Source organism: Alishewanella longhuensis, from assembly GCF_014653435.1.
GTDB classification, from domain to species: domain Bacteria; phylum Pseudomonadota; class Gammaproteobacteria; order Enterobacterales; family Alteromonadaceae; genus Alishewanella; species Alishewanella longhuensis.
Window position 1 is genome coordinate 95,254 of sequence record NZ_BNAO01000004.1, and the last position, 25,785, is coordinate 121,038.

25 protein-coding genes and 1 tRNA gene are annotated in these 25,785 nt (G+C 44.6%); 17 read left to right on the forward strand and 9 right to left on the reverse strand.

Annotated elements, in window-relative coordinates; all coding sequences use genetic code 11:
• Positions 1 to 86: 86 nt before the first annotated feature.
• Positions 87 to 1,427: an N-succinylarginine dihydrolase gene (gene astB, locus IE163_RS09490; RefSeq protein WP_189432580.1), complete on the reverse strand. Its 1,341-nt coding sequence runs from the start codon at positions 1,425 to 1,427 to the stop codon at positions 87 to 89.
• A gap of 221 nt (positions 1,428 to 1,648) precedes the next feature.
• Here astB and topA point away from each other — a divergent pair, with 221 nt between their 5' ends.
• Positions 1,649 to 4,234, forward strand: coding sequence for a type I DNA topoisomerase (gene topA, locus IE163_RS09495; protein WP_189432582.1), 2,586 nt, complete (start codon positions 1,649 to 1,651; stop codon positions 4,232 to 4,234).
• A 68-nt stretch (positions 4,235 to 4,302) separates the two neighbouring features.
• On the opposite strand, the gene IE163_RS09500 is transcribed toward topA, so the two are convergent.
• On the reverse strand, positions 4,303 to 5,067 hold the full coding sequence (locus tag IE163_RS09500) for a hypothetical protein (RefSeq protein ID WP_189432584.1): 765 nt from the start codon (positions 5,065 to 5,067) through the stop codon (positions 4,303 to 4,305).
• 267 nt (positions 5,068 to 5,334) lie between these two features.
• Here IE163_RS09500 and cysB point away from each other — a divergent pair, with 267 nt between their 5' ends.
• On the forward strand, positions 5,335 to 6,312 hold the full coding sequence (gene cysB / locus IE163_RS09505; protein WP_189432586.1) for an HTH-type transcriptional regulator CysB: 978 nt from the start codon (positions 5,335 to 5,337) through the stop codon (positions 6,310 to 6,312).
• Here the strand turns inward: cysB and mutH are convergent.
• Positions 6,298 to 6,975, reverse strand: a complete 678-nt coding sequence (gene mutH / locus IE163_RS09510; protein ID WP_189432588.1) for a DNA mismatch repair endonuclease MutH — start codon at positions 6,973 to 6,975, stop codon at positions 6,298 to 6,300. The genes cysB and mutH overlap by 15 nt on opposite strands.
• Positions 6,976 to 7,355: 380 nt before the next feature.
• Between mutH and rppH the strand changes: the two genes are divergently transcribed.
• From rppH to IE163_RS09545, 7 genes are all read left to right on the forward strand, one after another.
• Entirely contained in the window at positions 7,356 to 7,865 is a 510-nt protein-coding gene (gene rppH / locus IE163_RS09515; protein ID WP_189432995.1) for an RNA pyrophosphohydrolase, read from the forward strand.
• A gap of 88 nt (positions 7,866 to 7,953) precedes the next feature.
• The gene (gene ptsP, locus IE163_RS09520) at positions 7,954 to 10,212 is read left to right on the forward strand and encodes a phosphoenolpyruvate--protein phosphotransferase (RefSeq protein ID WP_189432590.1); all 2,259 of its coding nucleotides are present in this window, start codon (positions 7,954 to 7,956) and stop codon (positions 10,210 to 10,212) included.
• A gap of 122 nt (positions 10,213 to 10,334) precedes the next feature.
• The gene (gene lgt, locus IE163_RS09525) at positions 10,335 to 11,141 is read left to right on the forward strand and encodes a prolipoprotein diacylglyceryl transferase (protein ID WP_189432592.1); all 807 of its coding nucleotides are present in this window, start codon (positions 10,335 to 10,337) and stop codon (positions 11,139 to 11,141) included.
• Positions 11,141 to 11,989, forward strand: coding sequence for a thymidylate synthase (locus IE163_RS09530; RefSeq protein ID WP_189432594.1), 849 nt, complete (start codon positions 11,141 to 11,143; stop codon positions 11,987 to 11,989). Before lgt ends, IE163_RS09530 begins: the two co-directional genes overlap by 1 nt.
• A gap of 126 nt (positions 11,990 to 12,115) precedes the next feature.
• Positions 12,116 to 12,742, forward strand: coding sequence for a FlgO family outer membrane protein (locus IE163_RS09535; protein ID WP_189432596.1), 627 nt, complete (start codon positions 12,116 to 12,118; stop codon positions 12,740 to 12,742).
• Positions 12,739 to 13,401, forward strand: coding sequence for a FlgO family outer membrane protein (locus IE163_RS09540; RefSeq protein ID WP_189432598.1), 663 nt, complete (start codon positions 12,739 to 12,741; stop codon positions 13,399 to 13,401). The genes IE163_RS09535 and IE163_RS09540 overlap by 4 nt, the downstream gene beginning before the upstream one ends.
• A 78-nt stretch (positions 13,402 to 13,479) precedes the next feature.
• The gene (locus IE163_RS09545; RefSeq protein ID WP_189432600.1) at positions 13,480 to 14,175 is read left to right on the forward strand and encodes a FlgO family outer membrane protein; all 696 of its coding nucleotides are present in this window, start codon (positions 13,480 to 13,482) and stop codon (positions 14,173 to 14,175) included.
• Between the two features lie 78 nt (positions 14,176 to 14,253).
• Here IE163_RS09545 and IE163_RS09550 read toward each other — a convergent pair whose 3' ends face one another.
• The 3 genes from IE163_RS09550 to IE163_RS09560 form a co-directional block, all read right to left on the reverse strand.
• Complete coding sequence (locus IE163_RS09550; protein WP_189432602.1) at positions 14,254 to 16,128, reverse strand: hypothetical protein; 1,875 nt, start codon at positions 16,126 to 16,128, stop codon at positions 14,254 to 14,256.
• A gap of 249 nt (positions 16,129 to 16,377) precedes the next feature.
• Positions 16,378 to 16,452: transfer RNA gene (locus IE163_RS09555), tRNA-Arg, on the reverse strand.
• Positions 16,453 to 16,553: 101 nt separating this feature from the next.
• Entirely contained in the window at positions 16,554 to 17,708 is a 1,155-nt protein-coding gene (locus IE163_RS09560) for a flagellar assembly protein T N-terminal domain-containing protein (RefSeq protein WP_189432604.1), read from the reverse strand.
• A 202-nt stretch (positions 17,709 to 17,910) separates the two neighbouring features.
• Between IE163_RS09560 and IE163_RS09565 the strand changes: the two genes are divergently transcribed.
• A complete protein-coding gene (locus IE163_RS09565; RefSeq protein WP_189432606.1) occupies positions 17,911 to 18,369 on the forward strand; it encodes an LPP20 family lipoprotein in 459 nt (152 codons plus the stop codon).
• A gap of 10 nt (positions 18,370 to 18,379) precedes the next feature.
• Here IE163_RS09565 and flgN read toward each other — a convergent pair whose 3' ends face one another.
• From flgN to flgA, 3 genes are all read right to left on the reverse strand, one after another.
• Positions 18,380 to 18,814: a flagellar export chaperone FlgN gene (gene flgN, locus IE163_RS09570; protein WP_189432608.1), complete on the reverse strand. Its 435-nt coding sequence runs from the start codon at positions 18,812 to 18,814 to the stop codon at positions 18,380 to 18,382.
• Positions 18,811 to 19,131 carry a flagellar biosynthesis anti-sigma factor FlgM gene (gene flgM, locus IE163_RS09575; protein ID WP_189432611.1) on the reverse strand — a complete coding sequence of 107 codons (321 nt, stop codon included), beginning with the start codon at positions 19,129 to 19,131 and terminating at the stop codon, positions 18,811 to 18,813. The genes flgN and flgM overlap by 4 nt, the downstream gene beginning before the upstream one ends.
• 77 nt (positions 19,132 to 19,208) lie before the next feature.
• Positions 19,209 to 19,919 carry a flagellar basal body P-ring formation chaperone FlgA gene (gene flgA, locus IE163_RS09580; RefSeq protein ID WP_189432613.1) on the reverse strand — a complete coding sequence of 237 codons (711 nt, stop codon included), beginning with the start codon at positions 19,917 to 19,919 and terminating at the stop codon, positions 19,209 to 19,211.
• Between the two features lie 126 nt (positions 19,920 to 20,045).
• On the opposite strand from flgA, the gene IE163_RS09585 reads away from it, so the two are divergent.
• From IE163_RS09585 to IE163_RS09615, 7 genes are all read left to right on the forward strand, one after another.
• The gene (locus IE163_RS09585; protein ID WP_189432615.1) at positions 20,046 to 20,975 is read left to right on the forward strand and encodes a chemotaxis protein CheV; all 930 of its coding nucleotides are present in this window, start codon (positions 20,046 to 20,048) and stop codon (positions 20,973 to 20,975) included.
• Positions 20,976 to 20,991: 16 nt separating this feature from the next.
• Positions 20,992 to 21,825, forward strand: coding sequence for a CheR family methyltransferase (locus tag IE163_RS09590; protein ID WP_189432617.1), 834 nt, complete (start codon positions 20,992 to 20,994; stop codon positions 21,823 to 21,825).
• A gap of 64 nt (positions 21,826 to 21,889) precedes the next feature.
• On the forward strand, positions 21,890 to 22,291 hold the full coding sequence (gene flgB / locus IE163_RS09595) for a flagellar basal body rod protein FlgB (protein WP_189432619.1): 402 nt from the start codon (positions 21,890 to 21,892) through the stop codon (positions 22,289 to 22,291).
• A gap of 2 nt (positions 22,292 to 22,293) precedes the next feature.
• On the forward strand, positions 22,294 to 22,716 hold the full coding sequence (gene flgC, locus IE163_RS09600) for a flagellar basal body rod protein FlgC (protein ID WP_189432622.1): 423 nt from the start codon (positions 22,294 to 22,296) through the stop codon (positions 22,714 to 22,716).
• Between the two features lie 7 nt (positions 22,717 to 22,723).
• The gene (locus IE163_RS09605; protein WP_229833510.1) at positions 22,724 to 23,452 is read left to right on the forward strand and encodes a flagellar hook assembly protein FlgD; all 729 of its coding nucleotides are present in this window, start codon (positions 22,724 to 22,726) and stop codon (positions 23,450 to 23,452) included.
• Between the two features lie 16 nt (positions 23,453 to 23,468).
• On the forward strand, positions 23,469 to 24,872 hold the full coding sequence (flgE, locus tag IE163_RS09610) for a flagellar hook protein FlgE (protein ID WP_189432624.1): 1,404 nt from the start codon (positions 23,469 to 23,471) through the stop codon (positions 24,870 to 24,872).
• A 156-nt stretch (positions 24,873 to 25,028) separates the two neighbouring features.
• Complete coding sequence (locus IE163_RS09615; protein WP_189432626.1) at positions 25,029 to 25,775, forward strand: flagellar basal body rod protein FlgF; 747 nt, start codon at positions 25,029 to 25,031, stop codon at positions 25,773 to 25,775.
• Positions 25,776 to 25,785: the final 10 nt, after the last annotated feature.

The window sequence follows — 25,785 nt, forward strand, 5'->3', positions numbered from 1 at the left end:
ACATATAAAAACCCCTGAGCCAGCTCAGGGGTTTTTCTTTTGCAGAGTTTAGAGCATTAAACAGCTGTTAACTCATCTTCTAAATACTAGCGTTGAAAACTATAAACAGACCCTAGCTGCATGATCTGTGTTAATTCGTCCAAGGCTGTGCGCGATTCAATCAACAGCTGCGGATCGGCTAAATCTGCTTCTGTTAATCTGTCACGATAATGCTTGTCTACCCAATTGTTAAGAGTGACAAATAACTGTTCGCTCATTAACACCGCAGGGTTAACCGCGGCACGCTCTTGCTCATTTAGTACTACCCGTAAACGTAAACAGGCTGGTCCGCCACCATTTTGCATACTTTGTTTTACATCGAAGTATTTCACTTCTTTTATAGGGGTGTTCTGCTGACATAACTCTGTTAGGTAGCGATAGACACCAGCATGTTCCTGACATTCGGTAGGTGCAATAATCACCATGTCGTCATTAGGTAAATTGATCAATTGAGTGTTAAATAAATAGGTGCTGATGGCATCCGCTACCGACACTTGTTTATCCGCAACTTCAATAAAATGTAGTGGCGAGGCGTCACCAAATTTGCGTTGAATTTCCTGCAAGCCTTGTTGCTTGTTTAAAAATGCGTGCTCATGAAAAAACAAGACATTTCTATTGCCTACGGCAATAACATCATTGTGAAAAACACCTTGATCAATCACCGCAGGGTTTTGTTGTAAGAACACGGTATTGCTCTCTGTTAAACCGTGTAACCTGGCAATAGCCTGACTCGCTTCCAGCGTTTGGCGCGCGGGAAAGCGCTGTGGTGCCGGCTTGCTGCTATCAAAGGCATAGCGACCATATACGAAGAGTTCTACGCCATTTTTCGCATAGTCGCTGCAAAGTCTCGTATGATTAGCAGCGCCCTCGTCACCAAAATGATCGTTATCAGGCAGGTGCTGATGGTGCGCAAAATACTGATTATTGGCAAACATGGCCTGTAGAATTCGCCCGGTGGTACTGGGTTCTAATGAGCGGTGATACTTATTGGTTAAGTTTGCCGGGGTGAAATGCACCCTACCATCTGCCGCATCAGCACTGGGTGATACCGTAGCCGCGTTTGCTGTCCACATACTGGACGCAGAGCAGACCGCTCGATAAATCTCTGGCGCTTTGCTGGCGGCACTTTGCATCACTTCTGCGTCTGAACCAGTAAAGCCCAGGCGGCGTAAAGCACTAATATCGGGTCTTTCTTGTGGTGCCAGCACGCCTTGTACCATACCAAGATCGTGCAGCGCTTTCATTTTCTGCAAACCTTGCTTAGCGGCTTGCTTTGGGCTTGAATGATTACGGGCATTGTTTAGCGAGGCAACGTTACCTAGCGACAAACCTGCATAGTTGTGTGTTGGGCCAACTAAGCCGTCGAAATTTGCTTCATAAGCTTTCATTTATATTATCCTTATCTGTTGCGACACTGTTTTTGTTATTTTTCCGGCCGCGAGATGTTATGCTTCATTTTTTTGAGTAGTGATTGGCCAAACTCAACGAAAAAGCAGGCCAAAAGGCATAATAATCAACTTATGCTCTTGTCACAACTGCGGTTTGCGGATATACGTTTAAAAAGGGCGCTAAACTGATAGCGTTGGATTAAGGGATCTTTGGGTTAAAAATGGCGAAATCACTGGTAATAGTCGAATCACCGGCAAAAGCAAAAACCATCAATAAATATCTGGGTAACGACTTTATCGTCAAATCCAGTGTTGGGCATATCCGGGATCTGCCAACGAGCAGTACCAAAGATAAAACCAAAACTGCAGATAAAACGCTCAGCAAAGAGCAAAAAGAATATCAAGCCTTGGTTGATCGCATGGGTATTGACCCTGCCAACGGTTGGAAAGCCCGATACGAAATTCTACCTGGCAAAGAAAAAGTCGTAAAAGAACTAAAGGCACTGGCAGAAAAAGCGGACACCGTTTATCTGGCAACGGACTTAGACCGTGAAGGAGAGGCCATTGCCTGGCACTTACGCGAAATTATTGGCGGCGATGACGCTAAGTTTAAGCGGGTAGTGTTTAACGAAATCACCAAAAATGCTATTACTCAGGCTTTCCATGAGCCAGGCCAATTAAATCTGGATCAAGTTGATGCCCAGCAAGCGCGCCGTTTTTTAGACCGGGTAGTGGGCTTTATGGTATCGCCCTTGCTTTGGAAAAAAGTTGCTCGTGGTTTGTCTGCTGGCCGGGTGCAGTCAGTTGCGGTAAGGCTGGTGGTAGAGCGTGAGCGCGAAATAAAAGCCTTTGTACCAGAAGAATACTGGACTATTGATGCCGATACGCTAACGCAGACGAAGCAGCCATTGCAGCTAGCGGTACAAAAATATTTAGGCAAAACCTTCAACCCGATAAACAAAGCTGAGGCAGATAACGCCCTGGCTGCGCTAAAAGCCGCTGAATACAAAGTCGTCGAGCGGGAAGATAAGCCTAGCAGTAGTAAGCCGCAAGCGCCTTTTATAACCTCTACCTTACAGCAAGCGGCCAGTACTCGTTTGGGCTATGGGGTAAAGAAAACCATGATGTTGGCACAACGCTTATACGAGGCTGGTCACATCACCTATATGCGTACCGACTCGACTAATTTAAGTGCTGAAGCCGTGGCAAATTGCCGCGATTATATTGCCACAAAATTTGGTCAGGCTTACTTGCCTGCTGAACCACTAAGCTATGGCAGTAAAGCGAATGCGCAAGAAGCGCACGAAGCGGTGCGCCCGTCAGATGTAACGGTATTAGCCTCAGACCTTGGCGATATGGAGCAAGACGCCCGTAAGCTGTACGAGCTTATTTGGCGCCAGTTTGTAGCCTGTCAAATGCCACCTGCGCTGTATGATGTGACGAATATCACTGTAGCCGCTGCCGATTATGAATTAAAAGCTAAAGGACGCGTATTGCGCTTTGATGGTTGGACTAAGGTGCAACCGGCCATTAAACGCAAAGGCGATGAGGAAAATGAATTACCTGACGTAAAAGCTGGTGAGCCGCTAAAACTGCAAGACTTAACAGCCGCTCAGCACTTCACTAAGCCGCCGGCGCGTTTTAGCGAAGCCAGTTTGGTGAAAGAGTTAGAAAAACGCGGTATAGGACGCCCCTCAACCTATGCGGCTATTATTTCGACCATTCAAGAGCGCGGCTATGTGCGGGTTGAAAACAAACGGTTCTATGCTGAGAAAATGGGCGAAATTGTTACCGACCGCCTGGTAGAGAATTTTGATGATTTGATGAACTATGACTTTACCGCCAATATGGAACTTAAGCTGGATGATATCGCCAAAGGGCAGCTAAGCTGGCGTAAAGAATTGGATCAATTCTATCAGGGCTTTAGTGGTAAGTTAAAAACCGCAGAATTGGAACCAGAACAAGGTGGTATGCGCGTTAACCAATTCGTTTTAACGGATATCGCCTGTCCTACCTGTGGCCGACAAATGGGTATTAGAACCGCATCTACCGGCGTATTCCTTGGCTGTTCCGGCTATAACCTGCCACCGAAAGAACGTTGTACTACAACCATGAATTTGGTGTCTGGCGAAGAGGCTGTTAATGTTGCCGATGAAGAGCTGGAAACTGAAGTTTTACGCCATAAAAAACGCTGTAGCAAGTGCGGTACCGCTATGGACAGCTATCTGATTGATGAGCATCGTAAGTTGCATGTTTGCGGCAATAACCCGCAGTGTGATGGTTACTCGGTGGAAGAGGGTAGCTTTAAGTTAAAAGGCTATGAAGGCCCGGAAATTGAATGCGATAAATGCGGTGCGCAGATGCAGTTAAAATCGGGGCGCTTTGGTAAGTACTTTGGCTGTACCAACAGTGATTGTAAAAATACCCGTAAGCTACTACGCAGCGGGGAAGCCGCACCACCAAAAGAAGACCCGGTACATTTACCTGAGCTGAAGTGCGAAAAATCAGATACCTATTTTGTGCTTCGTGATGGTGCTGCAGGCTTATTTTTGGCGGCGGCTACTTTCCCTAAATCGCGGGAAACCCGGGCACCGCTGGTCAGTGAGTTAAAACGTTATCGTGAACTATTATCACCGAAGTTTTATTATTTGGCGGATGCGCCTGTTGCTGATCCGGCGGGTAATCCTACTATTGTGCGCTGGAGCCGTAAAACCAAGCAGCAATACGTGATGACTGAAAAAGACGGTAAAGCTACCGGCTGGTCAGCCTGGTATGAACAAGGGCGCTGGGTGGTAACCGACAAGTAAATAACTGGTGTTTGATGCGGCGGATAGTGTGAGATAACTATCCGCTTTAATAGGTTAACCAGCTGGTACTACCATTTTCGTTTTGGTGCAAATAACTCATCAATATCTTTATTATCTTTTTCACCGCGTTTTTCGATATCTTTCGCATTGCCTTGTTTTAGCTCCAGCGTAATTTCTTCAAGTGCCATTCTGGCTTCAGAGATGCGGCTACTGACATAGTCATTTTGATGACTAGTACCATTTAGATAGGCAAGGGCTTTTTCAAAATATTGTCTGGCGGAACCCAGCATACCGTTTGAGCGAGCACTTTTGGCTCTTTTAATCTGGCTCTCTACGCTGATTCTTAGCTGTAACAAATCTAACCTACGATCTTCATCAATCACCAGCTGAGTATCAACATTACCTCTGGCATGTTCTGCTCTTAGCATGTTACGGAGCTTTTTGATGCCTTTCATCATCGCTAACAGTTGCTGATCGTTATCTGGCAAACCTACATTATCTGCAATAGCTTCAGTCGATTTATTGAGTTCTGAGATCCGAGCTTCAGTCTCTTCAAGCCGGTGTTTTAAGTCGCGTTGGCCAGGTTCTAACTCAACCATCGCTTTTAGAAGGTAAGAGATACGTTTTAGCAGCATTATGGAAAGACCTGCTGATAAAGGTACATTTGCTGCATTAAAAAGAATTTCCTCCGATTCTTCCAGAGCATGGCGCAGCTTGGTAAATTCAGCACGTTTTAGTGCTTGCATACGCTCACGATGTTGTTGCACTACATTCACTGTAATTGCAATAATCACCAGTGCTATGATAAGCGCGATGATTAGGGGTAAGACCATTTATACCTCTTTTTTTCTTTTTCTATTGTTTATATCTTAATCTTAAAAACGGCTTGTTACCAACTTAACTGCGTTCAACATTATATAGTTTTTGGTAAAATCATTAATCAGACTAGCAAAATTCACACCATAATCCACGTGTTATTTGTAAATGTGACGCGACTTTTTGCTAAAACATTTTGTTATAAATAACGCTGGCACAAAAAGTTATTGGAATATTTAGGAACTACGGTATATTTGCAGGTAAAGCATGAAGGACGCCGAATAATGAAATTACAGCAGCTGCGCTATATTGTAGAAGTGATGAATCATAACCTGAATGTGTCATCTACCGCTGAGAGTTTATATACCTCCCAGCCAGGTATTAGTAAGCAAGTGCGGATGCTGGAAGATGAGTTAGGTATTCAGGTGTTTGGTCGTAGCGGCAAACATTTGACACATGTTACGCCCGCCGGGCGTGAAGTGATAGAAATAGCTCAGCAAATTTTGGCGAAAGTCGAAAATATTAAAGCCATTGCCAAAGAGCATACTTTGCCAGATCAAGGCAAACTGAATATCGCCACCACTCACACCCAGGCGCGTTATGCATTGCCGCCAGTCATAAGCAGCTTTATGCAAAAGTTCCCGAAAGTCTCATTGCATATGCATCAAGGCACGCCGCAGCAGATCTCTGAGGCCGCGTCTCGCGGAGATGCTGACTTTGCTATTGCTACAGAGGCGTTGCATTTATATAGCGATTTAGTCATGTTGCCCTGTTATCACTGGAACCGCAGTATTATTGTGCGTAAGGATCATCCCTTGGCACAACTGCAACATCAGGTGATGGTAGAAGATATCGCTCGTTTTCCAATAGTAACCTATGTATTTGGTTTTACAGGGCGTTCAGAGCTTGACCGGGCATTTTCAGCCAAGAACTTAGAGCCGCACATTGTTTTTACGGCCACTGACGCGGATGTCATTAAAACCTACGTCAGATTGGGGCTTGGCGTTGGCGTTATCGCCTCTATGGCGATTGATCCGGTGTTAGATCAGGACTTGATGATGATTGATGCAGGTCATTTGTTTGAGGCCTCTACTACCAAAATTGGTTACCGGAAAGGGGCGTTTTTACGCACTTATATGTATGAGTTTATTGAACGTTTTGCACCGCATTTAACCCGTGACGTGGTTGAGAAAGCTAATGCGCTACGCAGCCAGGAAGAAGTTGATCGGATGTTTAGTAAATTTGAGTTACCCGTGCGTTAACGAGAATTGCTGCTGCAAGATAGCTTGGGTAAAATGACTTTTTAAATAAAACCCCCGGGGCAAGGTTTGGATAGGCTCTCCCTCCGCCCCTACTGCCTTAGTTAAAGCTTTGCTGTCAGCCCCTTTTGGGCGCAACTGCAATACTTTACCGTGAGCCCCTCGAATATTTGCGATGCCACCTAAACTAATCAGCTCCATTAACTCTTCCCAATCTTGTTGCAATAACGCATGTTGTGTTGGATTTGGCCGCCATAAAAATCCCTGACCGATAATCCGATCTTTAAGCGGTATTTGTCGTTCAGCCAAAATAGGTAGCCACAACACATGGCTTAGCTTGCGGCATACCCAAGAATCCTGCCAAAGCTGCCCGGTGACACCGGTTAATGGCGCTATACAAACGTAAGTACTTTCCAGTGGTTTACCTAGCTGGTCAATTGGCAAGGTTTTTAGTTCGATACCTAGCTGTGGAAAATCAGGTAACGCCTGCGAACCAGCACTGGCGCCCAATGCTTGCTCCATCAGTTGCCCAACCCACCCTTTGTCCCGTTGTAAGTTAACAGGGACCTCAAGTTGCAAACTGGCCGCTAATTGGCCGAGTGTTAAGCCAGCTATTTGTTGACAAGTGTTGAGTAATTCGGCAGTGGAGCGTGGGGCAGCGGACATAATGCTAACCTTTAACCAAGATTAAGATTACCCTAGCATTTTTTCGCTCCGCTGGCTGCTTAAAAACGCAGCAAACTAACTTATGCACATGCGGCTTAATAGTTTCTCACTGGTTTATTTTAGGCAATGCTATGAAATATAAAGAAAAAACGTCACGAACTTAGAAGGAGTTATTCTGAGTGAGAGAGTTATTAAGTGATTAACTTATGCTTAATAACAGCTTTATACACAGGAGCTGTGAAGAAGTGCACATTAACTTGCTGCTTTGTCGTTCATCTGTGGATAAGTTGTGTGGCTTATCTGAAAAATACCGTTTGCTGAGAGCACGACTTTGTGAAAGAATCCTTAATATAGCAGAGTTTAAGTCGCTTGAGGTTTGTGTGATCGATGCCGAGGGTTTCCGGCCCAATGTCGGCATAGTGATTTGTAACACCCATGGACAGGTGTTTTGGGCGAAAAGATATGGCCAACATTCCTGGCAATATCCACAGGGCGGCATTGATGACGGTGAAACACCCGAAGAAGCGATGTTTCGGGAACTACATGAAGAAGTCGGCTTAAGACCAGAGGATGTAGAGATTATAGCGACGACCAAGCATTGGTTACGTTATAAACTGCCGAAACGGTTGATCCGCAAAGACAGTAACCCTGTGTGTATCGGGCAGAAGCAGAAATGGTTTTTACTGCGTCTGACCTGCCGGGAAGAGGATGTTAATCTGGCGAAAACCAGTCATCCGGAATTTGATAACTGGCGTTGGGTCAGTTATTGGTATCCGGTTCGACAGGTGGTTTCTTTTAAACGAGAGGTCTATCGCAAGGTCATGAAAGAATTCGCTCCGGTCGCTTTGCCGTTTGTCCGTCGGGACATTACGAATAAACGTAAAACGTAAGAGAAATATCCAGACTACTTAAAACCAGGTCATTGATTCCTTGGCAATAAGTAGTGAGGACAATGCCATTAAGATCAATGGAGTTACTATGCTAGGCCAGTTAAGGCGTATTGTTCAGGATGTGGCGCAAGAGCCGATACTTAACAAAGCTCTTTCTGGCTTAGTTAGTAGCGTTAAGCATGCGCTGGCGACAGAGTGTTGTTCTGTTTATTTAGCCGATTACCAGCAACAGCATTTTATGCTAATGGCAACTGACGGTTTAAATGAAGAAGCTGTAGGGCAGGTTGCTATTGGTTTCTCTGAAGGACTGATTGGTTGGGTTGGGCAAAGGGAAGAGCCTATTAACCTGGCGCAAGCGCATCTTCATCCCCGCTTTAAAGTCACCCCTGAAGTAAGCGAAGATAATTTTTCTGCTTTTTTGGGCTGTCCTATTATTCATCATCGTAAAGTGTTGGGTGTATTAACCATTCAGCAGTCCGCTGAGCGGGTATTTAGTGAAGACGAAGAATCTTTTTTAGTGACATTAGGGGTGCAATTAGCCTCGGTGCTGGCAAATGCGGAAATGCGTGATGCTGCCAGCCGCAGTTCCACCGCAGTGCAGCAAGCCACCCAATTGCAGGGCTTACCCGGTTCGCCAGGCATGGCGATTGGTGAAGCCTATGTAACAGAGCCCGCCAGTGATTTTGATGCCATTTCGTTAAAGCGCTCGGATGATCCGGAAAAGGAACTCGCGCTGTTTTATCGTGCAGTAAAAATCACAAAAGCTGAATTTAATCGTTTGGCTGAGCGTATGTCTAGCCACTTGCCTGCAGATGCCTTGGCCATTTTTGACGTCTATCATCAGTTATTAGACGCCGCTAGCCTGGGCCGGGAGATAGAAGAGCAGATAGCAGACGGCTGGTGCGCTAAAAGTGCTTTGAAACGCGTAGTAGAGCGTTTTGCCCGGCAATTTGACGATATGGATGATCCTTACCTGCGCGAACGCGGTTTAGATATTCGTGATCTGGGGCAGCGAGTATTAAACCATTTATTGGATACCGAGCAACGTCGCGCCAAGTTACCAGAAAAAGTGGTACTAGTTGCTGATGAGGTGACGGCAACGATGTTGGCCGAAGTACCGCGCGAGCAATTAATTGCAGTAGTGTCATTGCGGGGTTCTGTGAACTCGCACGCGGCTATCATGGCCAGGGCGCTGGGCATCCCAGCGGTGATGGGGGTCAGTGAGCTACCACTACTGCATTGGCACGAGCAGCGAGTAATTGTTGATGGCTATCAAGGTCATATCTTACTGTCACCGTCGGAGGCAATTTGCGCTGAATACCAGCGGCTGATTAGTGAAGATGTGGCGCTTAACGCCCGCTATCAGCAGGAAATTGGTTTACCGTCACAATCACAATGTGGCGAGCGCTTTAAATTTATGGTTAATTCTGGTCTGGCAATAGAGTTAGAATATACTAATGCGCAGTTTACAGATGGTGTCGGTTTATATCGGACCGAATTCCCTTTTATTATCCGCAACCAGTTTCCTACCGAGCAAGAACAAGTAGAATTGTACGAAAAAGTGTTAGCTGGCTACCCGGAGAAGACCGTTGTCATGCGCACTCTGGATGTTGGTGGCGATAAAGCTTTACCTTATTTTAGTATCATTGAAGAGAATCCGTTTCTAGGTTGGCGTGGTATTCGTTTAACATTAGATCACCCGGAAATTTTTCTGGTACAAATTCGTGCTATGGTGCGGGCGAATATCGAACATCAGAATTTACATATTCTGCTGCCTATGGTGTCTGATCTGGCAGAAGTTGATGAAGCTATTCGTTTGATTAGACAAGCTTGTTTTGAAGTGAGTGATGAACTTGGTGTGAGTTTACCGAAACCTAAAATCGGTGTAATGATTGAAGTCCCCTCGGTGTTATATTTATTGCCCGAGTTAGCCGCCAAAGTCGATTTTTGTTCGGTAGGTACTAATGATTTAACTCAATACTTACTGGCCGTTGATCGTAACAATGCCAGGGTAGCGAATTTATACGATGCGCTACATCCAGCTGTGCTAAGAGCTTTATATCAGCTGGGTCAGCAAGCCAAGGCGTTGCAGTTTCCTATTAGTATTTGTGGTGAGCTCGGCGGGGAGCCTGCCGGTGTGCTATTACTTGCAGCTATGGGCTTTCGCCGCTTTAGTATGAACAGCAGCAACCTAGCAAAGATAAAATGGTTATTGCGCCGGGTTGAGTTAGCAGATTTAGAGTTATTGTTACCTGAGGTTCTCTGTTGCCATTCTCCGAAGCAAGTGCGATTGCAGGTGCAGCGCTTTTTAGAACAGAAACACCTGCTAACACAGTTACGTGCTTAGTGATTACTGTGCTTTAGCACCCTGTTGGTATTAGGCTGCACGTTACAAAGCACTCATCCCCAATAACATTTTGAGCAAATAGCCACAGCGCTATTGCAGTATTAAATTGAGTAAGGATTTATATGAGCAGTTCGCCCATTCCTTTTCCCAACATAGATCCGGTGATGTTGGACCTGGGGTTTGTAAAAGTCCACTGGTACGGTGTGATGTACATGGTCGCTTTCGGTTTGGCCTATTGGTTGGCAAACCGAGCCGCAGCAAAGCCCGGATCAGGCTGGACTAGCGAGCAGGTGAGTGATCTGCTGTTCTATGGTTTTCTGGGAGTTATTTTAGGTGGGCGTTTAGGCTATATCTTGTTTTACAACTTTGGGCAGGTACAGCAAGACCCGCTTTATCTATTTAGAGTTTGGGAAGGAGGGATGTCTTTCCACGGTGGTTTAATTGGCGTTTTACTGGCAATGGCCTTGTTCGCCCGTAAATATCACAAAACCTATCTGGCTCTGGGCGATTTTGTCGCCCCACTGGTGCCGCTGGGTTTAGCTGCTGGGCGTATTGGTAACTTTATTAACGGTGAACTGTGGGGCCGGCCGACCGATGTTCCTTGGGCTATGGTTTTTCCAACCGGTGGAGCTATTGGACGGCATCCGTCGCAGCTTTATCATGTAGCGTTAGAAGGTTTGTTGCTCTTTATTGTTATTCTTGTGGTAAGGCGCATGCAGCCGGCTACTGGCGTTATAGGTGGAGTGTTTCTAACAGGTTATGGTATAGCACGTTTTACCGTGGAGTTTTTCCGTGAGCCAGATGCTCATCTTGGCGTATTATCGCTTGGCATGACGATGGGACAATGGCTTTGCTTACCGATGATACTCTCTGGTTTAGCCATTATTTTGTTTGCCAAAAAATGGGCAGTAAAAATTGGAGTTAAGTAATGAAGCAATACTTACAACTTTGCCAACGTATCATTGATGAAGGTATTTGGGTAAATAATGCCCGCACCGGCACCCGTTGTCTTACCGTGATCAATGCGGATTTGGAGTATAATGTTGCGGCTAATCAGTTTCCTCTGCTCACAACTCGTAAAAGCTTTTATAAAGCCGCTATTGCTGAGCTATTAGGTTATTTACGTGGTTACGATAGTGCTGCTCAGTTCCGAGCTATTGGTTGCAATACCTGGAACGCTAATGCTAATGAAAACGCGGCCTGGTTAACTAATTCGCATCGTAAAGGTGAGGACGATCTTGGCCGTGTTTACGGCGTGCAGGGCCGGGGCTGGCAAAAACCTGATGGTACTAAGCTTGATCAATTACAAAAGCTGGTGACCAATTTAAGCCAGGGTATTGATGATCGTGGCGAGATTTTGACGTTTTATAACCCTGGCGAATTCGAGCTGGGTTGTCTGCGCCCTTGTATGCACACCCATACTTTTAGCTTATTGGGCGATACCTTGTATCTTACCTCTTACCAGCGTAGTTGCGACGTGCCGTTGGGGTTGAATTTTAATCAGGTACAGTGCTTTGTGTTATTGGCATTAATAGCACAAATCACTGGGCATAAAGCAGGCAAGGTGTACCATAAAATTGTGAATGCACATATTTATGAAAACCAGTTAGCGCTGATGAAGCAGCAACTTGAACGTGAACCTTACTCTTCACCCAAATTACATATTAATCCAAACATTAAAACTCTTGCCGATGTCGAAAGTTGGGTGAGCACAGACGATTTTACCCTAGAGGGTTATCAAAGCCACCCAGCAATTAAGTATCCTTTCAGCGTTTAGTCAATAAACCAACCAAACTTCTGGCGCACTTTTTGCTTGGTGCACTGTATACCCTAGATCATAGAGGTGCCGTCCATACCGCTGGCGCCTTTACAAAGCAGGTATAACAACCAGAATGAGGTGGTTATGAGATATCTATTGGGCAGTGTGCTACTGGCACTGCTTGGCGGCTGTGCCCATTTTTCAAAACCGGATGAGACGGTTAACTTACCCATGCGGCAAGTATCTGCCGTGGGACTAAGCCCGGAACCATTGGGGTTTTATACTGAACGTTTAGCGCAACAGTTGTTTGCTGAACTGGCGAAAAATACCACTATTCGGCAACAGCAGTTAGCGGTTAGTAGTTTTCTACCGGTACGGCCATTAAGTTTGGCGCAACATAGTGCACAAGAGGTTGAGCTGGCAAACCAGCTAGCCGAAAGCATGTTAACCGAAGCGGTGCAGCGCGGCTATGATGCGGTTGATATTCGGCTTCGCCGCGAAATCTTACTGCAGACTGACCATGAACAGGGATTTTCCAGGCAACTGGTTGAGCTTAAGCAGCAACACCGGGCCAGAGTGCTGCTCAGTGGCACCTACAGCGTGCAGGAAGACGGCTTTGTCGTGAATGTTAGGTTGATAGATGTGGAAAGCCAAAAGGTGCTGGCGGCGGCCACAGACTATGTTCCTGATAACGTAATGTGGAGTGCAGAAAAAATGCGGACCCGCGGTAATTATTTATATCGCAGTGACAGGATCGGAGAGCGACCATGAGAATTTATATAACCAGTTCTTTTTTACTTCTAGCCTTAACAGCATGCGTACAGCCGGTGAATAATACTGCTAAGGTAGTCCCGGAAAATGCAGTTAGCATGCGCGGCGAACTTGCCAGAGAGGCGCGAATTAATAATCAACAAGCGTTTTCTCCAGCATCTGTTACTGAGCACTATCGCCACACTCCCGTGATAACTTTAGATCAATATGCACGTAATTTAGTGCATGAGTTGATGGCAAATCACCACAGGGTAGAAGAGCAGGCCATGGTAGCAGTAACGGATTTAGCCTTTATTGATACTGATTTACAGCAAGGCTCGGTGTTCACCAATCATTTGAGTGAAGCCATTATTTATGATTTACATTTATTTGGCGTGCCGGTGCTGGATTTTAAAGTAACAGATTACATTCGTGTTACTGAAAAAGGCGACTTTGTGCTAAGTCGCGACTTTAGCGAATTATCGGCAGAGCTACCGATAAAATACGTCGTGACAGGCACGGCTACTCACCACCGAGCGGGGATCATGTTAAACGCCCGTCTAATTCAGATTGATAGCAAAAGAGTGATCTCTGCTGCCAGAACTTTTGTGCCTGCAGCGGTTTACAACGCTATCTTGCAACAGCATAGCGATGCTACCCTGAAACTGAAACAAGGTTAATATTATTAAAGAAAGTCACAGCGAGGTCGAAATAGAGCTAACATAGAAAATAGCTATGTGAGTTTTAAGGAGATCTCCATGATAAAAAGAAATTTGGTATGGTTTAGTGCACTGACACTCTTGGCGGGATGCCAAAGCCATCATAGAGTTGAAGATGGTTATAGCCGCTGTGATAGTAATGGGCAGTGTAGCAGTGAAATACGACGTCACTATCATGATCATGGCCGCAAAGATGTCGTTACGCCTTTACCGACAACTCAGCCAAACGTTGTAAACCGTCAACATGGCTGGGCTGTGCCTTATCAATATGTAACGAGTTTACAGTCTAATAAACAGCTAAATGATTACGTGGCACAAATGGCCATGCAGTTAGTGGAAACCTTTCACTATTTTCCTACGGAATCTCGGGTTGCTGTTGCCTCTTTTGTGGATTTAGACAGCGAGTTGAACCGTACCAATATCGTTGGCAACCAACTTGCAGAAGCCTTTATTCATCAGTTACAGCAGTTTGGCGTGAGTGTGGTTGATTTTAAAACTACCCGAGATATTCAGGTAACCGCTAATGGTGATTTCGTGTTTAGCCGTAATCATAGCCAATTAGATGCGTTACAACAAATTGATTATGTCCTCTCAGGTACTATGGTGTTTGGACCAAGGGGTATTATGGTTAATGCCAGAGTTATTAATTTCCGTAGCAAAGTGGTGGCTGCCAGTTCGCAACAACTTATCCCACACTTTGTAATTAGCTCACTTTATCCGGGCATTGCTCGCTAAAATATGTATAAAACGCCAGCTTGTGCTGAGCACGAGCTGGCAGATTGCTAAGGTCTGCTATTGCAGCGTAAAAAGCTGCTAGTTTTGCGGCTTATCTAACGAGAAACTCGCATCTGCATCTTGTTGTGGGCTTGCTAATGTTCCCTGATCTGCATTGACTGGCATAGCACGAGATTGCTGATTGATTTGAAAAATACGCTCGGTATTGGATAAATCCTGGGAGTTTCTGATACTGGCAATAGTTTCACGGTCTGATAGGAAGCTTTGAATATCATCTAAAATTGCCTGCATTTCTTCTGGATTATCGACCATCTCTAGAATATGCCGCGGGTGCTCCACATTTTTGCTGCCACTATCAGCAAAGGTACTGGTCATAATCCGTGAAGTGATAATCCAGGGGGTTAAGGAGGAGCGCATTACATAATTCTCTGACGAGGTTGAATCGTAAATACCCTTACCGGTCGTCAGCTTGCTTTCCGTGTATGTTCCTTCACATTTTAAATAGACCAATAACGAGTCGAAATTCAGTTCTGCCCAGAAGGTGTGACTGAAATTTTCCAGTAAGCGTCCGAAACTACTGCAGATTAACCAACTAAATAGTAAAGCAATAACAAATTGTCCTTCGTTAAATAAAGAGACCGTAAATTGCTGTACCGCCGCGCTGCTTGGCCGCTGTAATGCCATAAATTCGCGAATGAGTTTTAATATTAGCTCTGATTCACTTAATAAATAAAACAGTATTAACGGCCCAATCACCAAGAATATTTGCCCAAGAATGGTTGACCACAGCCGAAGCTGTTTGAAGAATTTAGTATGCTCAATCGGCGTATAAGCTGGTTGGGTCTCAATGATCACTTCGCCGCTAAAATCACCTTTGCTTGCCGATTGTTCATTTAATTTTGGAGCGAGCTCCCGGTAAACTCTATTAGGGATTTCTTTGTAGCGCCGATTAGCCATTACGATGTTGTCAATATTTACAAAGAGTTCGCGTGGATGAATATTTTCTTGCCAGTTAGCGCGATATTCAGAGACTTTGGTTTGCGCTTTTACTATAGCTGTACGCTGCTTCAATAATAAAAAGGTAAGGGTACCGCTAATTGCCGCAAACAGCATGACCAAAAGCAACTGTGGTAAAATGGCCAAGCTCTCCAGCTCAGCACCTTGCAGCTCCGCAACAAACAGCGCTACATCGCGCTGCTGTAATAACTGATTTATAGCTACACCCAACAGTACGGGAGCTAAAATGGCAAAAGCAATAATTTTCACTAGCTTGAAATTGCCTTGGCTCTCTATTTGTCGTTCTGCTTGGCGAGAAACAGTACTTGCCGTGCGCCAGGTCATAATCAGATATACTATTAAAAAAAATGAGAAAAATGGTAACAAAATATCGCCTGTGTTGCCTGCTAAACCAGTTATACAAACAAAGGCAGTAAGCGCATACGCAACTAAGGCTACGGCAGTCGCAATAATGGCGCCGGCAAAACGTTGTGCCAAATTACGAAGCGGATAAGGTAAAAATATCAGTTTAGGAACAAGTGTATGTACCAAGCGGGAAATAAAACCTTCTGGTTCTACAAAGGTTTTATTTTTACGGCCCATTAGCATTTCTTCTAAATCATTACTTTTGTAATGTGGCTGTTCCAGCTTGGCGGTTTCCCGCTCTGATTTACTGTAGTTCGTTGCCAAAGAGGTGGGGACACTGCGGCCAACAAAAAAACGTAGCATTTGAAAAATACCACTACCCAGTGCGCGTAGGCCTGCTGCCAGCAAGACAAAACCAATAGCGGCGTAGATCCAAGCTAGTACTTGATCTTGTTTAATAATACTTGCCACCTGTAGCAGTGGGTAAATCCCCAGCATGCTTACTAAGAAACCGCGTATTGCGCGTAGTAATCCTTCCGTTTTAAATGGATTACGGATCCCTAAGGACTCACTGCCATAATCGTACGCCATAATATTTCCTTATTTTTAATTTCGTAAAACTGAGCACATGGCTACATTTTATTAGACAGTGCTATAGTCATCTCGTAATTGCCGCACACTGTAGAGTCGCATAAGTAAATTACTGCTATTTATCTTGGCTTACTGTGAGAAATTTGCAAAGCTTTCTTATTGCACAATCGTCGTGTTTTATATTTAGGCAGCCCGTTTCCAATGGATAATACAGCGGTAATAAAGACAGGAATAGCGTAGCTATCGAAATGGCTGCCCCAACAGGAATCGAACCTGTAACTGCCCCTTAGGAGGGGGCCGTTATATCCATTTAACTATGGGGCAACAGGGCAAGAAGTCTAACAGAATAAAGCGCTTATGTGAACTGTTCACACAAGCGCTTTAACACAACTGTGTAACTTTCAAAGGCTAGTAGGGCTATTTTGTTAGCGCTCGATAATACTGACGATATCACCTACCTGAATATGGTTTAACAATTGCTGCGAGGCAGAAGCCGCCCAGGCACTATCCGCAGTAACCTCTGTAATGGTTAATTGCAATGGGCTATCTACTAAGCGACGTATTTCGGCATGCTGTGGATCGCGTTGCACTTGAATAAGCCTGACATGATCACCAGCCCGTAGACCGTGCACTGTACCTAATCCCAGTTGTATTTGTTGCTGCCGGACTTGTTTAATTGGCACCAACAACGGCTGGCACTGGGTTTCCTGCTGGATGTCCAGCGCCACAGCTCGCAACAATTGGTCAATTTTTTGGCCATAAGGCATGCGCCAGAAGGCCATGCTATGGCTAGATGGCGTTTGCTTATCTTGATCTGGCCAATGGCTGCTAGTGCGATACTCGCGTTGAAAGCGGACTCGGCGTTCAAAAGTATCGTATAGCTGTACGTCCAAAGCGAAAAAACGCTCCCTTACACTGCTTTGCCAGAATTTACTGGTTTTATCACCGAGCGATAAATCATAGATGTTTGCTAACAGAATAAATTGTTGGCCTTGTTCAAAGAACTGCTCCGCCGCAGCAAAGTTTAGCTGTTCTGGGAAGAGTGGTTGAGTTTGGTTTTGTATCAGCAGCGAAGGTCCAAAATCTTTTAAATGTGCGGCTAACTGACGGCTGCTATGTTCACCTAGTTGGAAAAGCTGTCCATAGATAGCATCTTGCCGGGCTTGTAGGTGTATTGGACTCAACAGCAGTGCGTTACGATATTGTTGGTTACAGCTGCTTGCCGTTGGCAGGATATGAGCTTTTAAAGTTATAAAAACTTGTTGATTACTATGAGTTTCAGATAGGAGTTGCACTTGCTTCAGCTCTGCTGAGCTACTCAAAGTAACCTGATGGTGCTGCAAAATGCCCTGAATCACTTGTTGATGGCTTTCTAGTTTAGCCCCAGCAAATAAGGTTGCCCGCTGCAATGCATCTTCTATCGCTGCGCGTCGTGCACTGTCTAAATCACCACGCTCAATAGTTGCCTGACCTGTAGCTTCATACCAGTTAGCATAAAGTACTGGGCTATGGACTAACGTAGTTAAACTTAGTACCAAACCTGCTATCAGAGTTTGTTTGTTCTTTTGCCAAAACGTCATTATTAAAGTACCTGCTAATGATTATTGAGCATCACAGCGAAATGCTTGCTGATTTACAGGTCAAGCAAGCAAATACTATGCCGAAACAAGCTAAGCCTAACAAATGGCGTAGTTTTTGCTAGATTACTCACTAGTAACGGGAGGCACGGCATAAATGCTGCCTGAACACGCTATATTTTTTTGAATTTGGAAGGTAAGTTATATGAAAAATTTGGGCGCAGTATTACTAATGAGTACCTTTATCAGCGCTTGCAGTCAAGTCGCAGATCGACATATCGAATATCAACAAGAGCCACCCGTTACATTTCCAGTGATTACGGCGCTAGGGGTTGCGCCCATATCTGCACAACAGGGCGGTAGTGATACTCAGCGCATGCTAATGGCGATGCGAGCCTCAAAGCTAGAAGCTTATCGAGAATTAGCGGAAAGAGTATACGGTCAAAGAATTGACAGCAAAAATACGCTCAGTGCAATGGTCGCGCAAAATGATGTACTAGAGGCGTCTGTTCAGGGGGTGATAAGAGGTGCCAGAGTGGTAAAAACTTATGCTGTGGCAGATACTTATATTACTGAACTTGAGTTGGATTTTGCAGAAGTTTATGCGACTTTGCAAAATGTTCAGCCAAAACAAAGTGTACGAAGTGTACGTTACTTTTGGTAGGGGAAATATTTTAAGCCTTGATACCACCGCCTTTATTTTCTATAGCGGGTTTGCCTTTGTTAGTATAGGTTAACCCCGATTTACCCTGACTAGCTAATATTTCGTTTTTTAATCGGTCTAATGTTAATTGGCTTTGCTCTAAAACTTGTTGGTTAACCTGAGTTTGCGATTTACACTGTGCCAGACGCTGTTCGAGCTCACTGACCTGCTCTACAAACCAAGGTTCGCGCAATGAATCCTGCAAAGTACTTTGTTGACCAATTTGCTGATCAATTTCTTGCACCTGTGACAGCAGCTCTATTTTTTGTGCGGTGAGTTCATCAAGTGCAGCAATGTCGCGCGAGGCGAGCACAACCAGCTCTTTTTCCAGCAACAACAAGAGCGCATCCAGCTGCGCTTGTTGTTTTGTCAATAAGGTGATGATGTTTTGTTCAGCTGAGATCATTTCCGTTCGAATAAATCGCCTTCAAATTGCATAATGCGCTTCGCTAGCATCTCAACATTAATCTTATATTTACCATCAGCGATTGCTTGCTTGATTTTATCCACTTTTTCTTGATCAATACCGCTGCTATTAGCCGCTTTCTCTTGCAGTTTAGTGAACTGCTGAGCTTGTGGTGTAATAGACACTGAATCTTGCTTTTGCGAAGCCTGACTGGTAGCGTTTTGCTGCACAACAGATTGTTGGCGCTGTACCGCCTGATCTGTCTTGTCTGCTTTTACCTGCGTTGAATTCTGCAGGTTGTTGATATTTATAGCCATAATAGAACCTCATCACCTAAACCTTAGTCCTTATGTTTAGGTTAACGGCTGCAACATAAAAAACTTTAGCATTTTCGCTAAAATTTCACCTTAACCTGATTGACGCCCACAACCTCGGTTTGTATATTGCGCCCGGATTGTTGATTCCTCACCGTTATGGCATCGCCAAGCGTACCATCCTGCTGAGCAATACCCGTAGCAGTTACTGACAAACCATTATTACTGACTTGTATTGTAACAATATCGCCACGGCATACAAGACAAAGATCTTGCAAGCTAATAATTTGTCCAACACTAAAGCTACGTTTGTTTCTGCTGCCAAGAACCATCGTCGGATCTTGAATGATGGTTCCCCTAACTAAGCGACGCTCTCTACGTTGTAACTCTAGCATATCGGCAGTAATGACAGTACCTGGAGTAATATTTTGCTTGATAACAACTAATTCTAACCATTCTGTTAACCGCACCGGCAAAAATAACTGCCAAGGGGTTGGGCCGCTACAACTTATTTGCACAGTTGTTTGTCTTGGGTTATAGCCTGCTGGTAGAGTAAAGTTTAATGCTGCGGTACATTCTTTACTTCCTAATCTGTTATCTAAAGCGGTGACATGAAGTTCGGCATCAGTATTCAGTGCCAGTAACTCCTCTGTTAGCCAATCCCTAGCCATTTCAGTTAATTGCTCTGGACTATACCATTGGCTAGTTTGAGGTACCGCAAACAGAGGGTAACTCAACCATAAATAAACAGTTAAGATAAGATATAAAATAAAATTTTCGTACTTTTTCATATGGTTTGGCTATGCTTTATAAGTAAAGGGTTATAACATGCCAGCAGAGATTTATAACGCCGGTTTTCTGACACTTGCATGCTGTTATGCAATTACCACGCCTAACGGCAATTAAAGGAGCTGCTGATGTCTAGTATTCTAGATTCCGTCAATCAACGAACCCAATTGGTCGGGCAAAATAGGCTTGAACTATTACTGTTCAAGCTGAACGGACGGCAGCGCTATGGTATTAATGTTTTTAAAGTAAGAGAGGTTTTGCAGTGTCCTCGTCTTACTGCTATGCCCAAACGCAACCAGTTTGTGCGGGGTATTGCGCACATTAGAGGGCAAACTATTTCAGTTATTGATTTAAGTCTGGCAACAGGCGGTAAAGCTATTGCTGATCTGTCTACCGCTTTTATTATCATTGCCGAGTATAATCGCTCTGTCCAAGGTTTTTTAGTGAGCTCAGTGGAGCGCATCATTAACATGAACTGGGAAGCGATAATGCCGCCGCCAAAAGGCACTAGCGGTAAGCAAAGCTATCTGACTGCCGTGACGGAAATTGATAAAGAGCTTGTTGAAATTCTGGATGTTGAAAAAATACTGGAAGAAATTTCTCCGTCTCCTACCATGATTCATGATGAATCGGTAACCAAGAGTATTACTGCTGATTTGGGCGGACGCATTATCCTGATTGCGGACGATTCAGCTGTCGCAAGGAATCAAGTCAAACGATCACTCGAGCCTTTAGGTGTGCAGATGCACCTGGTGAATAACGGCCGCGAGGCATTGACGTATCTACAGCAACTTAGTAAAGAGTGTAAAGAATCTATAACGGAGCGGGTTGGCTTACTGATTTCTGATATTGAGATGCCAGATATGGATGGCTATACCTTAACTGCTGAAGTGAAAGCTGACCCCAAATTACGCAGACTGCATGTTATTTTGCATACCTCGTTAAGTGGTGTTTTTAATCAGCAGATGGTACAGAAGGTTGGCGCTGAGGATTTTATTGCTAAATTTAATCCAGATGAATTAGCACAATCAGTGCAGAAATGGTTGCATGTAGACTAATTGCTAAGGAAATTTCGTGGAGAGTAAGCAATTACAGGAGTCTGAATATAAACAGTTCCGAGATTTTCTGGAGCTACAATGCGGTATCGTACTTGGCGAAAATAAGCAATATCTCGTTAAGAGCCGTCTGGCACCTTTGATGCAACGTTTTGGGATAGCGACGCTATCTGAATTAGTTAACAAAACGATGAGTCCTTTTGAACGCCAATTACGGTCTGCGGTTATTGACGCTATGACCACCAACGAAACCTTGTGGTTTCGTGATACTTATCCTTATGAGTTGTTGAAAAACCAATTGTTGCCGGATCTGGAAAAAACTTGCCGCAGTGTCAAAATTTGGTCGGCCGCCAGTTCATCAGGGCAAGAGCCTTATTCTATATCAATGACCATTATGGAATATCAACAAGGGCGGCCATCTGCTTTTGGTGGCGGCGTCAGTATTCTGGGTACGGATATCTCTAATACTATGCTGGAGCACTGTCAAAGGGCGGAGTATGATGGTTTAGCTTTAGCACGTGGTTTATCGCCAGAGCGGCGTGCTCGCTTCTTTGAAGAAAGTGGCAAAGGTATGATGCGGGTAAAGGAGGTTGTTCGCAAAAGAGTCAGTTTTCGTCACCTTAACTTATTAGATAGTTACACCTTGCTAGGTAAGTTTGATATTATTTTCTGCCGTAACGTATTGATTTATTTCTCACCAGAAGTCAAAGCAAAAATTATTCGCCAGTTCGCGCAATCTTTGAATAGTCGCGGTTATCTGATCCTTGGCGCATCTGAATCACTATCTAGCTTAAACGAAGACTTTGAGATGTTACGCTGTAACCCCGGCATAATTTACCGCAAAAAAATCTAGTTACTAAATTTTGGCCTGCTCTTTGCATGCTTTTGTTGAAAGTTCAACATAAGGTGGCAAAAAAATGGCAATCAGTTTTGACAAAGCATTTGGCTTGCACCAACAGGCGCTGCTGGTTCGGGATCGCCGCGCCCAGGTGTTGTCAGAAAATATCGCTAATGCCGATACCCCCGGCTATAAAGCAAAAGATCTTGATTTTCAACAAGCATTAACTAACGCCCAATCTCGGCAATCGCAGCCTGTTAGTCGCACGCACAACGGGCACTTTGCTATTTCTACGGCTGTGCGCCAGGAAGTTAAGTATCGAAATCCAGACCAACCTGATACCGGTGATGGTAACAGTGTGGATATGCATCGCGAGCGCAATGCCATGATGCAAAACGCCATTGAGTACCAAACCAGCTTACAGTTCTTAAACAGTCGCATCAGTGGCTTGAAAAAAGCCATTACAGGTACAGGACAATAATTATGAGCTTATTTAAAGTTTTTGATATTGCAGGCTCTGGCATGACCGCGCAATCGGTACGGATGAACACTACTGCTAGTAATATTGCTAATGCCAATACGGTAAGCAGCAGTATTGATCAGGTTTATCGTGGCCGCCATCCAGTATTTGCAGCAGAGCTGGCAGAGGCAAGGCGGCAACAAGATGCCGGTAGTGGCGTAAAGGTGTTGGGTATCGTTGAATCGGATGCGCCACCAACGGTGGAGTATGCACCTAATCATCCATTAGCTGATGAAAATGGCTATGTCTATAAGCCTAATGTCAACATTATGGAAGAGATGGCAAATATGATCTCTGCTTCCCGCTCTTATGAAACCAATGTGCAAACTGCGGATGCCGCTAAGCAGATGTTGATGCGCACCTTGCGTATGGGACAGGCCAGCTAAGGATTAAATGATGACTACGGTAAACAAAAACCCTGCACTAGATGGCATGTATTGGGATAACACTAACAAAGTACCTGATAAAAATAACGGTGCTTTGACTCAAGCTGACTTTTTTGCATTACTCACTCAGCAATTAGCTTTTCAAGATCCGACTAAACCGGTTGAGAATGATCAGATGATTGCACAAATGACTAATTTTACTATGGCTGACGGTATTTCCCAGCTGAATAAGAACTTTAGTGGTTTAGCAGAAAGTATGACGTCTAATCAGGCACTGCAAGCATCGTCTTTGGTCGGACGCAGTGTGTTAACCAAATCCGATCAAATAGTGTTTACCGGCGATACCTTAGCCCGTGGCACCATTGAGTTAGACAAACCTGCCACCATGCTTCGAGTAATGATAGAAAACGAAAAAGGTGAGCTTATACAAAGTTTCAGTGTTGAAAATCCTAATGTTGGGCGTAACACCTTTATTTGGGACGGTTCTTATTTGCCGTCTGGTGAAAGTAGTGCCGATGAAATAGACGGCGAGCTGGCAGAGCGAGTGCGAGCAGGCACTTACAAGCTCAAAGTGGAAGCAAGTTATAGTGATGGAACTACTGCCAGTTTACCGGCAAATGTTTATACGCCAGTAGGTAGTGTCAGTATGAATAGTAATGGTAAAGGCATCTTATTGAATTTACTTGGCTTAGGTCCGGTTAAGTTAGGTGATGTTTTAGAAGTTTCTTACAGTTAAGTAAGCGAGGTTAGTTATGAGTTTTAATATAGCTTTAAGCGGCCTTGCCGCTGCACAAAAAGATTTAGACGTGACAGCAAATAATATTGCTAACGTAAATACTACTGGTTTTAAAGAGTCGCGGGCAGAATTTGCTGATGTGTATGCCACTTCAATCTTTTCTTCCGGCAGAACGAAAGTAGGGGATGGCGTTACTACTTCCAGAGTGGCGCAGCAGTTTAACCAAGGATCGTTGCAATTTACTAATAACTCGCTGGATCTGGCGATCACCGGTGAAGGTTTCTTTGCGTTAACACCGGATCGGTTCTCGCAAGATATGACCTACACCCGGGCGGGGGCTTTTAAGCTAGACAAAGACAACTTTATTGTTGATAACAACGGTAACTATTTACAAGGGTATTCGGTTGATCCTGTTACTGGTGAAAATCAGTCAGTAAGTTTAAGTACCACTCAGCCAATTACGATTCCGACCTCTGCAGGTGCGCCACGCGCAACTAACCAGATATACCTGAGTATGAATGTCGATTCACGTACACCCGGACAAGACCGCTCAATTGATTTTATCGCATCAGATCGATCTACCTATACGCATTCCACTTCAGTGACGGTTTATGATAGTTTGGGCGAGGCACACATAGTAACTACCTTTTTCCGGAAAATGGAAAAAGTAGATGCGACGGATCCCAATGAAACATGGACAGAGTGGGAAACCTACGTGATGTTTAATAGTGTAGGTCGAGACAGTCAAGCCTCTTCAACGCCTGCACCAGGTGATAATGTAGTGTTTCAAGGTGAATCTATTTTTTTCAACGCTAATGGTAATTTTATGGTACCAACTGGTGCACCAAATGAGCCACCATTTGCAAATACCACTATTGGCACGCCTCCAAGAATCACCTTACCAAGGAATGTTCTAAATGATGTGGGCGGTGATTACTTAACTAACGGAGCACAGTTTCCCACCGACTTATTGATCAATTTTAGAGATGCTGCCGGGGTTCGGGTACCGACTCAATTTGCTTCTTCGTTTGATGTTAATAACTTAAGCCAAGACGGTGCAACTGTTGGTAACTTAACCGGCGTAGATATTGATGCCTTTGGTAAGGTACTGGCCAGTTACAGTAATGGTGACTCTGCCTACTTAGCTCAGGTTGCTATGGTCCGCTTTGCCAATACGCAAGGGTTAAAACAAGTAGGTAATACCTCGTGGAAGCAGTCAATTACCTCAGGTGAGCCGATCTCAGGGCAGGGAAATACCGGTACTTTTGGTGCGGTAAACTCGTCCGCGCTGGAGCAATCAAACGTCAACTTAACCACTGAGTTAGTTGATCTTATTAGCGCACAGCGTAATTTCCAGGCAAACTCCAGAGCATTGGAAGTGAATAGCTCCTTGCAACAAACGATACTGCAGATCCGGTAATTTGTTACCATTTTAATAAAGCCACCTGCGGGTGGCTTTATCTTTTCTGGATGCACTCCAAAATACAGCTTAAAAACCACGAACTATTATTCTGGCACTGTTATTGCTTGCATACTAACCATTAGTGTTATTAAGCATTCTCCAATGAGGTGAATCATGGATCGTCTGTTATATATCGCGATGAGCGGTGCCAAAGAAAACATGAATGGCATCAGTGTTCGCGCTAATAATCTGGCCAATACCGGTACGGTAGGTTTTAAAGCTGACTTTGAACAAGCCCGCAGTATGCAAGCTTTTGGTGCCGGTTTACCGACCAGAGTATTTGCGATGACGGAAAGTCCAGGTCAAAACTTTGACAGCGGCGCCATGATTATTACCGAACGAGAATTGGACATCGCTATTCAAGGTGGTGGTTGGTTTGCGGTGCAAGATAAAAATGGCAATGAGGCTTATACCCGAGCCGGTAATTTGCAGCTTACACCAGATGGAATGCTGATAACTGCAAGTGGCTTACCCGTAATTGGTGATGATGGCCCAGTACAGTTGCCAGTGCCACTGGCGAAAATGGAAATTGGCATTGACGGTACCGTTAGTGCTAGGGCCCAGGGTGCGCCTGCCAATGTGCTAGAAGAAGTTGGCAGAATAAAGTTGGTTAAACCAGATTATGTGGATCTGGTTAAGGGCAACGACGGATTGTTCCGGCGTAAAGATGGCCAACTGGCTGAAGCTAGCGCTGAGGTGTCGTTGCTCAATGGCGCCTACGAGGGCAGTAATGTAAATGCCGTAGGTGAGATGACATCTATGATTAGCTTGCAGCGGCAGTTCGAATTACAAGTGAAAATGATGAAGCAAGCCGAAAAAATGGACCAACAACAGAATCAACTGTTACGGATCATGGGCTAAGTTTGCAACT

Coding starts and splice junctions, on each gene's coding strand:
- IE163_RS09530 (WP_189432594.1), top strand. CDS start 11,141: ATGAAGCAATACTTACAACTTTGCCAACGTATCATTGATGAAGGTATT.
- IE163_RS09500 (WP_189432584.1), bottom strand. CDS start 5,067: ATGGTCTTACCCCTAATCATCGCGCTTATCATAGCACTGGTGATTATT.
- mutH (WP_189432588.1), bottom strand. CDS start 6,975: ATGTCCGCTGCCCCACGCTCCACTGCCGAATTACTCAACACTTGTCAA.
- flgA (WP_189432613.1), bottom strand. CDS start 19,919: ATGAAAAAGTACGAAAATTTTATTTTATATCTTATCTTAACTGTTTAT.
- flgN (WP_189432608.1), bottom strand. CDS start 18,814: ATGATCTCAGCTGAACAAAACATCATCACCTTATTGACAAAACAACAA.
- IE163_RS09540 (WP_189432598.1), top strand. CDS start 12,739: ATGAGAATTTATATAACCAGTTCTTTTTTACTTCTAGCCTTAACAGCA.
- IE163_RS09550 (WP_189432602.1), bottom strand. CDS start 16,128: ATGGCGTACGATTATGGCAGTGAGTCCTTAGGGATCCGTAATCCATTT.
- flgC (WP_189432622.1), top strand. CDS start 22,294: ATGAGCTTATTTAAAGTTTTTGATATTGCAGGCTCTGGCATGACCGCG.
- flgB (WP_189432619.1), top strand. CDS start 21,890: ATGGCAATCAGTTTTGACAAAGCATTTGGCTTGCACCAACAGGCGCTG.
- astB (WP_189432580.1), bottom strand. CDS start 1,427: ATGAAAGCTTATGAAGCAAATTTCGACGGCTTAGTTGGCCCAACACAC.
- cysB (WP_189432586.1), top strand. CDS start 5,335: ATGAAATTACAGCAGCTGCGCTATATTGTAGAAGTGATGAATCATAAC.
- IE163_RS09535 (WP_189432596.1), top strand. CDS start 12,116: ATGAGATATCTATTGGGCAGTGTGCTACTGGCACTGCTTGGCGGCTGT.
- IE163_RS09615 (WP_189432626.1), top strand. CDS start 25,029: ATGGATCGTCTGTTATATATCGCGATGAGCGGTGCCAAAGAAAACATG.
- ptsP (WP_189432590.1), top strand. CDS start 7,954: ATGCTAGGCCAGTTAAGGCGTATTGTTCAGGATGTGGCGCAAGAGCCG.
- IE163_RS09560 (WP_189432604.1), bottom strand. CDS start 17,708: ATGACGTTTTGGCAAAAGAACAAACAAACTCTGATAGCAGGTTTGGTA.
- IE163_RS09585 (WP_189432615.1), top strand. CDS start 20,046: ATGTCTAGTATTCTAGATTCCGTCAATCAACGAACCCAATTGGTCGGG.
- IE163_RS09545 (WP_189432600.1), top strand. CDS start 13,480: ATGATAAAAAGAAATTTGGTATGGTTTAGTGCACTGACACTCTTGGCG.
- lgt (WP_189432592.1), top strand. CDS start 10,335: ATGAGCAGTTCGCCCATTCCTTTTCCCAACATAGATCCGGTGATGTTG.
- IE163_RS09605 (WP_229833510.1), top strand. CDS start 22,724: ATGATGACTACGGTAAACAAAAACCCTGCACTAGATGGCATGTATTGG.
- IE163_RS09565 (WP_189432606.1), top strand. CDS start 17,911: ATGAAAAATTTGGGCGCAGTATTACTAATGAGTACCTTTATCAGCGCT.
- flgE (WP_189432624.1), top strand. CDS start 23,469: ATGAGTTTTAATATAGCTTTAAGCGGCCTTGCCGCTGCACAAAAAGAT.
- topA (WP_189432582.1), top strand. CDS start 1,649: ATGGCGAAATCACTGGTAATAGTCGAATCACCGGCAAAAGCAAAAACC.
- flgM (WP_189432611.1), bottom strand. CDS start 19,131: ATGGCTATAAATATCAACAACCTGCAGAATTCAACGCAGGTAAAAGCA.